Origin of the sequence: Paraglaciecola sp. 20A4 (assembly GCF_011378905.1) — a bacterium.
Lineage (GTDB): Bacteria > Pseudomonadota > Gammaproteobacteria > Enterobacterales > Alteromonadaceae > Paraglaciecola.
Genome location: NZ_WTPY01000027.1, coordinates 45665 through 61937, shown reverse-complemented (window position 1 = coordinate 61937; position 16273 = coordinate 45665). Strand labels below are relative to the sequence as shown.

At 41.9% G+C, this 16273-nt stretch carries 11 protein-coding genes; 2 read left to right on the top strand and 9 right to left on the bottom strand.

What is annotated here, in order from left to right:
- Window positions 1-144: 144 nt before the first annotated feature.
- Window positions 145-591 (bottom strand): isoprenylcysteine carboxylmethyltransferase family protein, encoded by a 447-nt coding sequence (locus GQS54_RS18790; RefSeq protein ID WP_166425463.1) that lies wholly within the window; start codon window positions 589-591, stop codon window positions 145-147.
- Between the two features lie 427 nt (window positions 592-1018).
- Here GQS54_RS18790 and GQS54_RS18785 point away from each other — a divergent pair, with 427 nt between their 5' ends.
- On the top strand, window positions 1019-3721 hold the full coding sequence (locus GQS54_RS18785; RefSeq protein WP_166425462.1) for a CHASE domain-containing protein: 2703 nt from the start codon (window positions 1019-1021) through the stop codon (window positions 3719-3721).
- A 169-nt stretch (window positions 3722-3890) separates the two neighbouring features.
- Here the strand turns inward: GQS54_RS18785 and GQS54_RS18780 are convergent, their stop codons facing one another.
- The gene (locus GQS54_RS18780) at window positions 3891-4130 is read right to left on the bottom strand and encodes a hypothetical protein (protein WP_166425461.1); all 240 of its coding nucleotides are present in this window, start codon (window positions 4128-4130) and stop codon (window positions 3891-3893) included.
- A 598-nt stretch (window positions 4131-4728) separates the two neighbouring features.
- On the opposite strand from GQS54_RS18780, the gene GQS54_RS18775 reads away from it, so the two are divergent.
- Window positions 4729-5085: a hypothetical protein gene (locus GQS54_RS18775; protein ID WP_166425460.1), complete on the top strand. Its 357-nt coding sequence runs from the start codon at window positions 4729-4731 to the stop codon at window positions 5083-5085.
- A gap of 59 nt (window positions 5086-5144) precedes the next feature.
- Here GQS54_RS18775 and GQS54_RS18770 read toward each other — a convergent pair whose 3' ends face one another.
- The 7 genes from GQS54_RS18770 to GQS54_RS18740 all read right to left on the bottom strand — a co-directional run bounded on the left by GQS54_RS18770 (window position 5145) and on the right by GQS54_RS18740 (window position 16076).
- Window positions 5145-8342 (bottom strand): response regulator, encoded by a 3198-nt coding sequence (locus GQS54_RS18770; protein WP_166425459.1) that lies wholly within the window; start codon window positions 8340-8342, stop codon window positions 5145-5147.
- A gap of 424 nt (window positions 8343-8766) precedes the next feature.
- Complete coding sequence (locus GQS54_RS18765) at window positions 8767-9153, bottom strand: VOC family protein (RefSeq protein WP_166425458.1); 387 nt, start codon at window positions 9151-9153, stop codon at window positions 8767-8769.
- Between the two features lie 211 nt (window positions 9154-9364).
- Complete coding sequence (locus tag GQS54_RS18760) at window positions 9365-11263, bottom strand: ATP-binding cassette domain-containing protein (RefSeq protein WP_166425457.1); 1899 nt, start codon at window positions 11261-11263, stop codon at window positions 9365-9367.
- Window positions 11256-13142 carry a thiol reductant ABC exporter subunit CydD gene (gene cydD, locus GQS54_RS18755; protein WP_166425466.1) on the bottom strand — a complete coding sequence of 629 codons (1887 nt, stop codon included), beginning with the start codon at window positions 13140-13142 and terminating at the stop codon, window positions 11256-11258. Before cydD ends, GQS54_RS18760 begins: the two co-directional genes overlap by 8 nt.
- A complete protein-coding gene (gene cydX / locus GQS54_RS18750) occupies window positions 13132-13284 on the bottom strand; it encodes a cytochrome bd-I oxidase subunit CydX (RefSeq protein WP_166425456.1) in 153 nt (50 codons plus the stop codon). Before cydX ends, cydD begins: the two co-directional genes overlap by 11 nt.
- A gap of 69 nt (window positions 13285-13353) precedes the next feature.
- Window positions 13354-14493: a cytochrome d ubiquinol oxidase subunit II gene (gene cydB, locus GQS54_RS18745; RefSeq protein WP_166425455.1), complete on the bottom strand. Its 1140-nt coding sequence runs from the start codon at window positions 14491-14493 to the stop codon at window positions 13354-13356.
- Entirely contained in the window at window positions 14490-16076 is a 1587-nt protein-coding gene (locus tag GQS54_RS18740; RefSeq protein ID WP_166425454.1) for a cytochrome ubiquinol oxidase subunit I, read from the bottom strand. The genes cydB and GQS54_RS18740 overlap by 4 nt, the downstream gene beginning before the upstream one ends.
- Between the last annotated feature and the right edge of the window lie 197 nt (window positions 16077-16273).

Sequence of the window (16273 nt, the reverse complement as noted above, 5' to 3'; positions counted from 1 at the left end):
TGGTTGTCGAGGTCTTCATCATAGCCAAAAATTTGAACCAATTCGCCGTCTTCGTTGATAATAGAAATATCTACTGGATAATTCGTTATACCCATGTGACCTTGATGTTGCGAATGCAGTGATAAAGCACGAGAGTGGTTTAAATTACAGCCAGCGCCTAACGTTACTGCAGTATAATTGATACTCACTGTCGAATTTCTGAATGAGCATTCTTTCTTCTGGCTTAATTTGAAACTGTGTCATATACAGTAAAAACAAAAAAATTATTCCTGTTGCCCAAATAGATCCTAATAATACCGCCCAACCAATTAGCATGATTACCAGTGATAAATACATGGGATTTCTAGAATAAGCAAAAACGCCGGTGGTCACTAATGTCGTCACTCTCTCAAGATGATGGGGATTCGCTGTCGTGCGGTTTTTCTTAAATGCTCTTAATGCGAAAATTGCATTTACAATGGCGACAAACCAGCAACTTCCAGCAAACCAAAACTGAAATTCATCTGCGTTAATATCATACCCAACAAGTGCAAACATGCTTAAGCCAGCAATACAAAAAACGACTGGCGGCGGTAACGTTAGTTTGAGCATATAACTCCTAGCATATAACTCCTAAATGAAGGGCCACAAGGCACTTAACAGCTGCTTTTGGAATGAACATCAAAATACTTTAACTAATCATATTCAAATCGTTTATCACCATTTAAAAAAATCTTTTATAACCCATAATGCGTTAGTATATAAAGTGTTTTTGGTTAGTTCGTTCTGCATGTTTAATTATCTTCTCGTATTTTACTGCTAGAAAATATATCGTCAGCACTGTAATTAATCCTCAAATTAGCAATAAGCTTAGGACAAATTCGTAAAGGACAACTATTCTGTTTTTTGTAGAGGCAACTAAATGATGTATAGTTTTTTTGCGCCTAATTTTTACCCATTCATTTGCTGGTCTGGGCAAACCGGTGGATATAATGCCATTTGTATTTGTTAATTAGTTTTAAAAATAATAAGGCAATCAATGAAGCCCTCATGGCTCCCCAATAGACGCTTAAAGCAATCCATTCTGAAATGGTTACTTCTTCCAATCATCATCATGCTAATTGGCATTTTGCTCTCTGTTAGCGCTGAGTATAGTGCACAACAAAAACAAGCTAATTTAATCAAACAAACCCTGCAACGTGACTTACTAAAGATTAAATCTGACTTTAATGAACGTATTAAATTCTATAGCTATGGTTTAACAGGTCTTCATGGGCTTATCACAACAATAGGTTTAGACAACTTCGATTTTCAAACAATGACTCGCTATGCACAGAATCGCAATTTTCAAGAAGAGTTTCCAGGCCTTCGCGGTTTAGGCTTTATTCAAAAGGTTGAACAAGACGATTTAGCTAAGTTTTTAAATACTCAAAGACAAATGCGACCTGACAAATTGTTTAATTTACGCCAGTTATCCCCCCATAACGACAGTCTATTTATTATTCGTTATATCGAACCAGAACTAAACAATAAAAGTGCCATCGGACTCGATGTAGGCTCAGAAAAAATGAGGCGAAATGCCGCCATAAATTCAGCAAGGAATAATGAATTGCAAATAACTGCACCTATAACCTTAGTGCAGGCAAATGAGAAAGCCAAACAGGGATTTTTGATACTCATGCCAGTATATGACGTAGCGTTAATCCCTGACGACCCTGCTAGCAGATTACGGCATCTACTTGGTTGGACATACGCGCCGGTACTTATAGATGAAGTCATAAACTCAAATAGTGAATTTCCACGTGATGTGAACCTCTCAATTATGGATGTTACTGAACCACACTCAGAAAATATATTTTATCAACATCAATCACAAAACTCGATTGATAGTACGTTAACTTATAGCGAAAAAGTGCCGATATTCGGAAGGCATTGGTCTTTCAGTATCTCGGCACAACCGGCGTACATTCAACGAGTCAAAAAATCCCAAGACTATGCAACATTCTTTCAATACCTAATATTCACAATCGTAGTCGCGCTTTTGAGCTTTAGTGTTCTGCTCATCATTGTTCGTAAGCAAGAGTTGCAGCGCCATCAACAAGAGCTTCAGTTAGCGAAAGAGAAAACGCTCATTGATACCAATGATCAACTCGAAGAATTGGTTAAAAGGCGAACCAAAGAAATCAGTAATGCAAATGCATTGCAAAATGCGATTCTGGAAAATGCTAATTATTCAGTAATAGCAACCGATACTAAAGGGCTAATTACCCTGTTCAATCCGGCTGCTGAGCTTTTGCTTGGCTACAAGTCCGAAGATTTAATTCAAAAAGAGACACCAGCGTTATTTCATCTTGAATCTGAAGTACTTGAACGATCGTTATCCCTTACTAAGGAGTTAAACTGCGAGTTTACGCAAAGTGTTGATGTGTTTTTTGCTAAATCGAATCGAGGTATTACCGACAATTCGGACTGGACATATGTGAGTAAAAGTGGCGAAAAGATTCCCGTCAGATTAAATTTAACCGCCCTTCGAAATGAGCTGAATGAAATAATCGGTTATCTTGGAATTGCCTATGACTTAAGCGAACAAATCGAAAAAGAAAACGCTTTAGCGAGAGCAAAAGAATCTGCTGAAAAAGCGAACGTGGCAAAGTCTGAATTTCTGGCAAACATGAGCCATGAAATACGCACCCCGCTAAATGGCATATTTGGCACTCTTCAGTTATTACGCGACGAAACTGCTCAAGAAAAAGTCGCGCAATATATAAACCTAGCCACTCAATCAACTGCAACACTCAACGAGTTGGTTAATGACATTTTAGACGTTTCTAAATTAGAAGTAGGCAAGCTAGATTTGCACAATACGCCTGTTGACTTGACTGCACTACTAACCGTAATCGAATCAGAATTAACCGCCAGCATCCAGAAAAAGTCGTTGAAATTTACCATTCATACTGATTTAACCCAGAGCATATGGATGGCTGACGAACTGAGACTAAAACAAATACTGCTAAATATATTGACCAACGCGATAAAATTCACCCATTCAGGCGAAATCCATTTATCGATTAGTAACCATAGAGATGGAGGCGTTTTTATCGTTGTTAAAGACTCCGGTATAGGAATGAACAAAGAGGCACAAGAAAGGTTATTTCAACGATTTGAACAGGCCGACCAATCGATCACGCGCCAATATGGTGGCACCGGATTAGGCATGTCTATTGTGCTTTCGCTGGTAACGCTAATGAAAGGTAAAATAAACGTTTCCAGCAAGGAGAACGTAGGTACGATTGTTAAAATATCCTTACCATTAATGGCAATTGATTCGAATGACTCAGTTAAAGAAATTAAAGTTACTCCCGAAGAATCTCTTAACGTAAAAACGATATTGATTGCAGAAGATAATGATATTAATCAGATCATCATCAATTCAATGTTAGAAAAAAGCTATACAGATATACACATAGTAGAAAATGGCCAATTAGCGGCAGACTTTGCAATAAAAAATCATGTCGATTTAGTACTTATGGACATACAAATGCCCGTGATGGACGGTGTAGAAGCTTGCAAGCTTATAAAATTATGTAAGCCTAATTTACCAATAATTGCCATAACAGCTAATATTTACGCAGAGGATTTAGCGCTTTATAAGGACGCTGGTTTTAATGCAACAGTTGCTAAGCCCTTTGATAAAGGTAATCTGCTCGCAAACATAACAAAAATGTTGAAAGACCACAGTTAATTGCTCCGGTTCATGGCTCATCAAACTGAAACGAGGAATTAACGGGAGCAAGTATCGAACGTGTGACGTCCCCGAGCATTTCTGGTCATGACACTCAATCCACCGACATTATTTCTATAAATACTTATTCTCTTTAGCACTAGATTCATTTATAACTTCGCCCGCAGTGTTAATTTCTACGCCACACACAGTAAAGCTCAATGTTGCGTTTAAGCTCTCTTAGACCGGACAACTGACCTTCTTCTACGGATTTGTCTAGTTGATATTTAGCATCTTCACATTTCTCAGCAAAGGGTTGATTGGCGACGCTTTTTTCCAATTCAGTACTCGCTATTGGATCCACATTTTGTTGCGCACAAGCACTCAAACCTAACACTAAAAAACTCACTAACAATTTCGTACAACGCATAGCAATCCTTATTGGCACAAAGCAAATGACAGCCAAATCGGACTTAAGCTCACTTTGATTTAAGTAATATATATTATTCGACAATATTTTTTTTAATTCATTACATGATTTTTAACAATCTTAATAAATTTTTAGTGTGATATTTATTAACAACAATAATGGTAACCGCCGACTTTCTTTGACTGCCATGGCTTCTCTTCCGCATCCTTAATGCTTAATGGGCCTCGGTAGCAAAAGCTCAAAAATACACACGGTTTATTCTTTGAACGATTCGACGATTAACTCTCTCGTGTAATACCAATCAATAATTGCCCTCTGTGAATTCATCCAGCGGGTTTTGAACAAGGCGTCGGTGTACAGTAATGGTTCATCCCTTTCAAATACCAAGAACGCAGAACAAAACTCGTTGTGGAACTCCCTTCGGGCGAATTTTAAAAGGACTTACTCTGCGTTGCTCAAACTTGAAAGGGCACCATGTGATTTTTAATAAAGGGCAATCATTCAAGCACCTTGATTAAGCCCTTTTAAATTTTCTCTAAGTGGTTAATTATTCACTGGAATTGGTATAATCAGGTAGGGTTGGATAAATGGAGTAATAATGAAGATTGTGATTGGAAAATTCAGCAATGCACCTTTTCATGCATTATCAAAAAAAGATATTAGTTTGCTATTTAAACTTATGCCAAGTGAATGGACAAAACGTGTATCCAGTGTCGTGCTCAGCTCGAAGATATTTAAAAAAACTAAACTGCTTAACCCCATTGAATATGTAGCGACGAGCAAACAGCTATCTATTTATTCAAGAGGATTAGTGCGAGAAGATATTGCTCGACAAGTATTAATTGAATTAGCCTCAATTGCTGCATACTCCGATGAGCCTAACAGCGGGCAATCAACCGACGTGGATAATGCCATCAAGCCTTACTTGGATAAGTTTTTAAAGGCAAAGATATAGAAAAAACTACTTCTCTGGGCTTACAAGAGTCAAATTAATAGAAGTTGGGTATTGTTAATTTAACCGTCTATTCTCGATTTAGCTAACCATAGCTCTAGCGTCTGTTGAAGTTTAACTGTTTCCACCGGCTTCGAGATAAAGTCGTTCATACCTGCAGCAAGGCATTTGGCACGATCACCCTGCATGGTGTTTGCCGTCATGGCAACGATAGGGATATCTTTATTTAACACTTTAGATTGCGGGTCTCGAATACAGCGACTCGCTTCAAAACCATCCATCACCGGCATCTGGCAATCCATAAATACGAGGTCGTAAGGCAAACTTTTAAGAGCGACTAATGCCTCTTCGCCGTTGGCAGCCACATCAGCGCGTATACCAAACTGTTCAAGCAAAGACTGCGCTACGATCTGGTTAATAACATTATCTTCTACAATCAACACTCGAACCTTGTACTGGGGCTTTTTACGTGTGCTGTAGACGGTAAGCAATGGGCCGTCATCAGAGGTAAGCCCCGCTACTTGCATAAGTGAATTCTGCAGAATGGATTGATCGATGGGTTTGTTGAGATAAGCGCTAAATCCGGCATCCTTGAATTTCTTACCATCACCCCGTTGCCCTTGAGATGTAAGCATCATCAGATGGGTGCTGGCTAGTTCGGGTGTGGCTTTGATCATGGCTCCCAAATGAGCGCCGTCCATACCTGGCATTTGCATATCTATTATCGCAATGCTGTATGGTTGATTCTGTGCTACCGCAGTCGATAGGCTTTCTAATGCGTCTCTTGCACGGCCAACAAGCGTGTGTTCGACCTGCCAGTTAGTCAGCAAGTGTCCGAGCAATGTGCGGTTGGTAAGGTTGTCATCAACGACTAATATTTTTTGTCCGCTTAGATCCGCTTCCTCGCGTTCGGTTTCCACAGGTTCAGCATTTTCTAGATCAAGGGTGAACCAGAATGTCGACCCCTCTCCTTCGACACTCCTAATACCAATTTCTCCGCCCATCAGTTCTACTAATTGTTTGCTTATAGCAAGCCCTAGGCCAGTACCTCCATGCTTACGGGTAGTACTGCCATCAGCTTGGCTGAAACGCTCGAAAAGTCTCGCTTGATCTTCTGCATTTAGCCCTACTCCAGTATCAGTCACTTCAATCAACACTTTGCTGCGCGATTCAGTGCGCTGCTGCAGACTGTAATAAACAGCAACTTCGCCTTTTTCAGTAAACTTGATGGCGTTGCCTACCAAATTGTTAAGAATCTGGCGAATACGTCCGGGATCAGCGTTATACCACTTATGCTGAACCGGATTAGCCGGGCAAATTAATTCAAGCCCTTTTTCGTGAGCACGAACCGCAATACTGCTACCAAACTCATTCATCAATGCACCCAAGTCAAATTGAATGGCTTCCATTTCCAACATGCCCGCTTCTACTTTGGAAAAATCAAGTATGTCATTAATAATGGTCATCAGCGATTGGGCACTGTTTTTGACTATCTTAGCAAAATTATATTGCTCAGCATTTAGTTGAGTGTCGAGTAATAAATTAGTCATGCCTAACACCCCGTTCATAGGCGTACGTATCTCATGACTCATATTGGCCAAGAATTCACTTTTGGCTAAACTGGCTTGTTCGGCGGTAAGTTTGGCTTTGTTCAACTCTTCTTTGGCTTGATGACGCTCGGTCACGTCTCGCGTGATACCAACAAAGTGCTTGGCATTATTGATAATAAGTTCACTGACCCCTAATTCCATTGGAAAGGTTGACCCATCTTTGCGTTGGCCAATAACGACGCGCTCGAGTCCTATCAGCTTTTTTTCACCGGTTTTAAGATGGTGATTGAGATAGCCGTCATGCTCAGTATGATAGGGTTCAGGCATTAAGATTTTGACATTATGACCAATCACTTCTTGTTCGCTATAGCCAAAAATTTTACTTGCTGCGGGGTTAAATGATTCAATATTACCTCGTTCATTTATGGTAATAATGCCATCTACTATGTTATCGATGACGGCAGAAAGTCGTTTGGCTTGCGCATTAACCTCGTCATTTAGTAGAGTGGTCGTCTGTTGCTGATTTTCAACAAATGTATTAATGCCTTGATACAAAGTTAGCATTTCATCGCTAACAGAATCAGTGTCCAACCGCCCGCTCAAATCACCCGCCTTAAAACGTTCGCACACCTGCGCCATCGTCACGATAGGGGTCAATATTCTTCGTGATACAAACCAGATAATCAAGCAAATAGATAAAGCGCCCATCACTAAACTGAAGATTAATGTTTGTTGTAAAGAGGTGCTGATATCTGAAAAAACCAGATTTTCCGGAATATGGAAGGTCAAGACCCAGTAACGTTCGTGATCCTGAGGGGCAAAAAATATTTTTTCAAATCCTTCCAGTTCTTTATCGTTTTTGTCATAGCGTATAAATGAATCTTGACTGAGTATGGTGTCAGCCATAAACGGCTCTTCGGTGCTTAACTTGTCGTCAGTACCTAGGTCGAATCCGAAAGCTTTAGCGTTATCAGCGGTTTTAATATAGAAACCTTTATCATCTATGATTTCTCGCTTTACGCCATCGATTTGAGAGAAAATTTCTTGAAACAACTGCTCGGTAGATAAATTCAATACGATCACTGCTGAGACTATTCCGTCAGCGTTAAAAACAGGGGTCGCAATCCTCAAGACCGGAAGATGCGGGATCTGAATAGCGCCATGTTCTCTGTTTAAATTAACATCTGAGAAGTAAGTTTCTCCGGCATTTAATTTGATTGTTTCTGTAACATAAACAGAGTCAGACTTATTCTGCAGCTCATTATCAGGGACAACACTTATATTCCCATTAGCCGCCCGCTGTACTCTTACCAATTCATCCCCGGTGAAATTGATAAAACGTAATTGCTGGAATTCCGCATGATTGGTCACAAATGCCGATAAAATCACAGTTAGACGTTGACGCCATTCTTCCAAGCTATCGCCACTAAGTGGATCAACGCCATTGTTGGCTAGCGCTCTTATTATTGCTTGATTAGCCGGCACATCGCGTAACGATAGTAGGTTTTGCCTTTGGTTTTTTAAGGCAACTTCAATAGACCGTTTAAGTACTCGAGATTTACTTTGTTCCAATTCAAGAACGTTGGTCTCAGCGAGTTTTCTTGATTGCCAGCTACTGGTATAACTGATAAAAATTAACGCAATCGCTATCAAACCACCTAATAACAGCGTGGTTTTAGTTTGTAGCCCAAACGTAAAGGTTTTTGTCAAAGTGAGAATCCTTAGTCATTCCTGATTTTACACAGGAATGCTTTGCGGTACCGCCAGCGCCTTACAACACACAGTATAAGTCAAACCGCAGACAAGCAAGGGTGAGTGTTTGAATAATTCAATACCGCTATATCGGCATTAAAGAATTGTTCTGAAGCTGCTCTGTCATTTTGCGTAATAATAGTCATCATTAAAAACATGATGCTCATATTATCGATCAAGCAACTGGCGTAATCCTTCGGTAAAGTTGTAACGCTTTCCCGTTATAAGATAATCCCTTCATCATATAACAACACCCGTAAATAACTCGAAAAGCAAAGCCCTATTCAACGTTAAAGCAAAGCATAGGTAACTTACGCTGGCAGCCTTGCTGAATCCCCGCATAATAGCGCTCCGTTAACCGAGATATCCTTAAAGGTCTATATCATTGACCCGCAGGTGGCTCCCATAACTCGACTTTATTTCCTTCTGGGTCAATAACCCACGCAAACTTCCCATATTCAGTATCATCAATGTTATCGAGTACATCACACCCCTCAGCTTTAAGAACTGAAACCAAAGCGTAAAGATCGTCTACCCGGTAATTGATCATAAACGAGGCCTTGCTTGGTGAAAACGTATCAACCTCTTGTGAACTAACAGACCAGATGGTTGAGCCATTAGCAAGTTCACCCTTCTCGTCACGCCAAGAGAACGAAGTACCACCCCACGATTGAACATCGATGCCCAAATGACGTTTGTACCAAGCGTGCAGCGCAGGTGCATCCTTTGCTTTGAAAAAAACACCACCGATACCCGTAACGCGCTTCATATAAACCTCTAATATGTTGTAGTTGATTGCTATGCTACGAATGACTTATAAAAAACCACCCCACGAAACCGCGAAACCACTTAATCTATGCAAACTGTTTTTTGTGCGCTTAGCGCCTTAAAAATTAACGCATTTCGATAACGTATAAGCAAACCAAAACAATAAAATTATCATAAAAAAGTATAGCGCTTTTAACTCCACCCGCCGAAAATTAAAACCGAGTGGTTAGTGCCACGTATTCCTGATGGGCTAGTAACAATGCTTGATGAGTACCCTCGCCTCTAACTAGACCATTTTCGAGCCAGATAACTTTGTCCATGCTTGTTAGCAAAGCCGGATCGTGAGTAATACACAATACCGTACTGTGACTCATCGCTTGAATGAGGGCCTGCATCACGGCTTGTTTTGATTGGTTGTCTAGTCCTTCGGTAGGTTCATCTAACACCAAAATAGCGGGGTGGCGTAATAACATTTGCGCAATAGCTAAGCGCCGTGATTGACCTTGCGACATACGCCTACCTGCGCTGCCTAAGCGAGTATTCAAACCATTTGGTAATGCTGTTAACCACTGACCTAACTGAGCTTGCTCGCAGGCCTTTTGCATTTGTTCGACACTTGCACGTGGCTCTGCGTAATGCAAATTATCAGCAATTGTGCCATCAAAAATATGATGCTGCTGGGCTAAAACCCCCATCAATTGAGTACGCTTTTCAAAGCTAAGGTCCCTTGCCACACATTGACTTTCCTGAGTGTGATTTAAGCCCTTTTCACCCGTAAAAATAACTTGCCCTTGCTGTTCCGGCCATAGCCCACTGAGTAAATTTACCAGTGTGGATTTGCCACTGCCACTTGGCCCGACTAAGGCAACTTTTTGCTGAGCTTTAATCGTAAAACTGACGTTTTCAAGGGCATACCCGTCGCTTGCTGAATCATTAACAATACCATTACTCACTGAACTATTATCGCTGGGTAAATTTGTCGTTTGACTTTGCGTCAGTGCATCATTAGCGTAACGATAGCTCACCGCTTGTAAAGTAAGCCCGACAGCCTGATTTGGTAAATCTAATGCGGTAAAATTTTCTGCTACGGAGAATTTCACACCCTCAGGTTCATTCGCATTTTTAGCTAATGCTTCCGCCTGGCTCTTATCCAGCTTGTCATGTAGCGCAAAAATTCGCCCCGCAGCACTTAACGCCACGGGCATTTGAATAAAGGCATTTGGTAAGGTCAACACGGTTTCAAAACTGGCCAATACAAACAGGCTTAACATAGCCAGGTGAACATTAAGTAATTGCCCAGAATGAACAAGAGGCACCAGTAAAATCACACAGGCCACCATTGCTAACTGCACCACAATCAAGCTTAACCCATCGCTATTGGCTAACGCTTTATGTCGTTTATCTAACAATTCATTATAGTTTTGCTGTATATGATTACATTTAGCTAATTGGCTTGCCGTTGCCTGATAAATAGCCAATTCGCGCTGGCCGGTTAGTATATCGGACAGGGCTTCTCGCAGCTCAGCTGAACGCTGAGTTTGCTGTGAAGCAGTACGTCTTAGCTTTTGGCTTAATAATATAGGTAATCCTACTCCCACCAGCAAAATGCCACATAAACAGATCATCGCAACTGCAACGTTGAAGTCGGCGATAATCGCGATAACTATCGGCACACAGACCAATGCCACGAGCATGGGTAACAGAACATTAAGATAAAACTTGTCCAAAGCATCGACATCATTTTGCATGCGATTAAATAAATCAGCACTGCGATTCATAGCTAAGTCTTTGCTATTAAGTTTGCTTAAGGTGGCGAATACGTTAACTCGAATTTCGCTTAATAATAAGAATGTGGCGTTATGGGTAACTAAACGCTCGCCGTAACGCGAGACACTGCGCACTATAGCTAAAAAACGAATAATTCCGGCTGGGGTAAAATAATTCATTTGCACATCCGCGATACCAGCTGCCGCCATGGATGCTAAAAACCAACCTGAAATCGCCAGTAAGCCAACGTTAGCCAATACGGTTAATACGGTTAGGAACACGCCAAGTGCCATCGCTTTATAGTGCGGCCTGCACAACGTTAATAAACGCATAAAGTTAGTCATGACGATGCGCCTTTTGTAGAACGGATTGTTCAACACCATCGGCTTCTGCATTGGTCTTAGCCAAATGGTCACCACTATGAAGTAATGAGGTGAAAGGACCTGGCTGCTGGCTAATATCTTGATAACGGCCTTGTTGAACTATCTTTCCGGCTTCAAGCACCACAACCTTATCTGCTTGTTTTAACGTTCCCAGACGATGGGCAATAACCAGCACTAAATGCTGCTTAGCGTATTCGTTTATGGCTAATTGCACACTGTGCTCAGTTGCACTGTCAAGGTGGGCTGTTGGCTCGTCTAATACTAAAATAGCTGCCTGTTTTATAAAGGCTCTAGCGAGGGCGATGCGTTGTTTTTGTCCACCTGAAAGTCCTTCACCCTGTTCGCCTAATACGGTATCAAAGCCATTATCAAGGGATTGTATAAATTCAAGGGCACCCGCTTGCTTAACTGCTTGTTGAATTTGCGCTTCTGTGGCGTTAGGTTTCGCCAGGGTGATGTTGTCTTTTATGCTGGCGTAAAACAAGGTCGGTTGCTGGGGGATCCATGCAATATGCTGTTGCCAAACTGGTATATCTTGCTCACAAAGGGGTTGTTCATTCACCCGAATCCGAGAAATCACCTGTGGATGAAAACCCAATAAACAATCGAATAAAGTACTTTTTCCTGCACCACTTGAACCAACAAACGCGATTAATCCCGTTGAGGGCAAGTCTAACGTTATGTCGGTAATGCCTTCGTGACTATCTGGGTAAGTAAAATTCAATTCTGAGACAGAAACACCGTTGACTAAACGGCTATTTTTTATAAATATTTCACTAAGCGATGCGGTTTTTTTATGTTCTTGCTGGAATTTTTCACTGTGGGAGTCGGTTTCGTCAACTCTCTCATCATTTTGACTATGCAGTATGTCTAGCATGTCTCCAGCGGCACTTATTCCTTCTAGGCGTGCGTGATAATGATTGCCTAACTTACGCAGCGGTAAATAGAACTCTGGTGCGAGCAGCAACACCACAAAGCCGGTCGCAAAGTCTAAGGTGCCAAAGAACAACCTAAAGCCAATCAGTACGGCCACAAGGGCAACACTGATGGTAGCGAGAAATTCCAACGCAAAAGACGAGAGAAATGCGACTTTCAATACACTTAATGTCGCGTGACGAAAGTCATCAGAGATACGGGCAATTTGTTGCAATTCGCGCTTAGTAGCATCGAACAACTTTAGCTGCGTTAAGCCGCGCACCCGATCAAAAAAATAGTTGCCCAGCATGGCTAATTGTTGCCATCTGGCTTGATTGAGTTGCTCAGCTTTGGAGCCAACCAAGATCATAAAAAACGGGATAAGCGGCGCGGTAAATAAAAAGATTAAACCCGCTTGCCAATCTGTGGGGAATATCACCACCAAAATAGCCAGCGGTACTAGCGCGCTATAGGCGACGCTGGGCAGATAATTGGCATAATAGTCGTGTAAGGCTTCTACTCCGTCATGCACAGTATTAAGCAGTGCCCCGTGACCTTTTTTATCGGTGAAATGCGGCCCAAGCTGAGTGAGTTTTTGCAGTAAATTGGCGCGCATAGCTGTTTTAATATTACGTGCGGCCCGCGCACTAAAACGTTGACTAAGGGCTAAAAAAAATCCTCTGACGATAACAGTAATGCCCAAGTACCAAAGAAAGTGGCTGACGTCACTGATATTCGCGTCTTCAAACATTGCAAGATGAATAATTTGAGCCAAAAGATAGGCACCCGCAATCATCAATAACGCGTTAAGGGTGCCAAGGGCAATACTGAACTTAAGTAGACCTGCAGCGGGTGCAGATTCTCGTTTTAAAAAACCGCGCAGCAACATTTGTTGCGCGCGGTCTGGACGGGGTTTAGTTGTCACGTTCTTTGTTGAGCTTGTCATACAACTCTTTCTGATCGTCCGCTACGCTGTCTTTATTTTGATGAAATTCGTACCACATCACGTTAATCACGCCAAGTGTACAGGCTAACAATACGCCTAAGATCCAAGCAAAATACCACATAAATTTTCTCCTCAGGCAACATGTCCATGAATTCAATGGACATGGCCTATATTGGTCAACAATAAGCGTTTAATAGCTACCGTGAGTATTATTTTCAATTTCTTTGACGGTGACTTTGCGCCACATTTTGACGTAACACCAAGTGGTATAAAACAAAATCAAAGGAATGAAAATTGACACTGCAATAAACATTACATTCAATGTCATATGACTAGAAACCGCATCCCACATGGTTAAGCTTACGTTAGGATTATTACTTGAGGGCATAATGAATGGGAACAAAGACACGCCCGCCGTCATAATAACGCCCACCAACATGACACTTGACGATATCAATCCTAAACCTGGTCTACCCATTTTCGAAAACAGCAGCGCAAGTGTCGCCATCGCAAAGCCTAACGCCGGGAAGATGATAGTCAGTGGCATCGCTGTGTAATTGTCTAACCAAGCACCTGGCGCTGTCGTTACCATTTTACCAATAGGATTAGCGTAACTTTGCGTATCAGGCATGCTAACGATTTGGTATCCATCCATATTAGCCACCCAAATACCCGCCGAGGCAAACAGCAACATAAAAGCGATTAAAGCATAACGACCATATTGCCCAGAACGTTTTGCAACGTCGCTATCTGTACGCAATTGCAACCACATACCTGCATGGCCCATTAACATAGTGATACTGATAAGACCTGCTAATAATCCGAAGGGATTAAGTAAGCCAAAAAATGACCCTTGGTAACTCGCACGTAACAAATTATCGATGTTAAAAGGCACGCCTAAAAACAGATTCCCAAACGCAACACCGAAGACCAAAGCTGGGATTGCACTGCCACAAAATAGCGCCCAATCCCAGTTATTACGCCAGCGGTCAGTCTCTATTTTACTGCGATAATCGAAGGCTAACGGGCGAAAGAACAATGCAAATAACACCAATAACATGGCGAAGTAAAAGCCAGAAAATGCCGCAGCGTAGACCATTGGCCAAGCCGCAAATAGGGCACCACCTGCGGTGATAAACCAAACCTGATTGCCATCCCAGTGAGCACCAATGGTATTGATTACCGTTCTGCGCTCGCTATCCGTTTTACCGACGAGGCGCAGTAGCATCGCTACGCCCATATCCATGCCATCGGTAACAGCAAAGCCAATCAGCAATACGCCTATAATCACCCACCACAACAGTTTGAGGGTTTCGTAATCAAAGATCATGATTGTGCTCCTAGGTCATCATCAGTTTGCTGATTAATCTTTTCAAAGTGATATTTGTTGGTATGCAACGAACTTGGCCCAAGACGAATAAAACGCAACATTAACCAACCCATTACTGTGCCAAGACCTGTGTAGAAAATAACAAAGCCGGCAATACTGATCAGTAAATCATTAGTCGTCAGAGACGACGTCGCTAAGAACGTGGGTAAAATCTCTGATATCGCCCAAGGCTGCCTACCGTACTCTGCTACTACCCAGCCAAATTCGATGGCTATCCAGGGTAAAGGAATACTGAATACCGCTGCCCACAACAACCAGCGTTTTTGTTCAATAACGCGATGCGCGTTGTAGTAGAACGCCAAAACAAATACGATTAGCATCGCCACACCACAAGCCACCATAATCCTAAACGACCAAAACATCGGCCCAACTTTTGGGAACGAATCTTTTACCGCTTGTTGAATTTGTGTTTCGGTTGCGTCCACTACATTCGGGGTATAGCGCTTAAGTAATAAGCCGTAGCCTAAATCGCTTTTTAAGGTATCAAATATGGCGATATTTTCTGGCGTGTCTTGGCCACTTCTTAGAATTTCTAAGTATTTATATGCCACCATTCCGTTGCGAATGCGCTCTTCATGACGTATTTCTAAATCATTAATACCCGTTACTTCTTCATCTAAGGAGCGTGTGGCAATAATCCCTAATGCGTAAGGTATTTTTATTGCCGCGTGTGTCACTTGTTCTTCAGAGTCCGGGAACCCAAACACCGTAAACGCTGCTGGCGCTTCTTCGGTATGCCACTCAGCTTCGATAGCCGCCAGCTTCACCTTTTGTACTTCACCCACCTCGTAACCTGATTCATCACCGAGCAAAATAACACACAGTATTGACGCTAAACCGAACCCGCTGGCGACAGAGAACGAACGTTTGGCGAAGGAAATATCCCGCCCTTTTAAAATATAGTAACTACTGATGCCCAGCACGAACATCGACGCCGCAACATATCCAGCTGATACGGTATGAATAAACTTAACTTGAGCGACTGGGTTAAACACCAATTCAGCAAAGCTGGTCATTTCCATACGCATGGTTTGATAATTAAACTCTGATCCCACTGGGTTTTGCATCCAGCCATTAGCAATCAAAATCCACAGCGCCGAGAAGTTAGTCCCCACCGCCATCAAAAAGGTTACGCCTAAATGTTGTCTGCGGGTGAGTCGGTCCCAACCTAAAAAGAACATGCCCACGAACGTAGACTCAAGGAAGAATGCCATCAAGCCTTCTATCGCTAGTGGCGCTCCAAACACATCACCAACGTAATGAGAGTAATAAGACCAGTTAGTACCAAATTCAAATTCCATGGTAAGACCGGTCGCCACGCCAATCGCGAAGTTAATACCGAACAACTTACCCCAAAATTTAGTCATATCTCGGTATATTTCACGGCCAGTCATTACATAAACTGACTCCATGATAACCAGGATCCATGTCATGCCCAGCGTCAACGGGACAAAAAGGAAATGGTACAGTACGGTGATCGCGAACTGTAATCTCGATAGATCCACAAAGGTTTCATCTATCATGTTAATGGCTCCTAGTAAGGTCGCTTATTGCGACGCCAAACAAATCTAAAAATAGGTTGTTACACACTACACTTATGAAGTTTCAGTAATTACTGAAACTTTGTCAACTTTACTCCTTTCGCGCAATTTATGTCAACTGCTAGCTTATATTTAATTTAGTTAATATACGCAAAATTTGACCTACATCAGGAATAAAG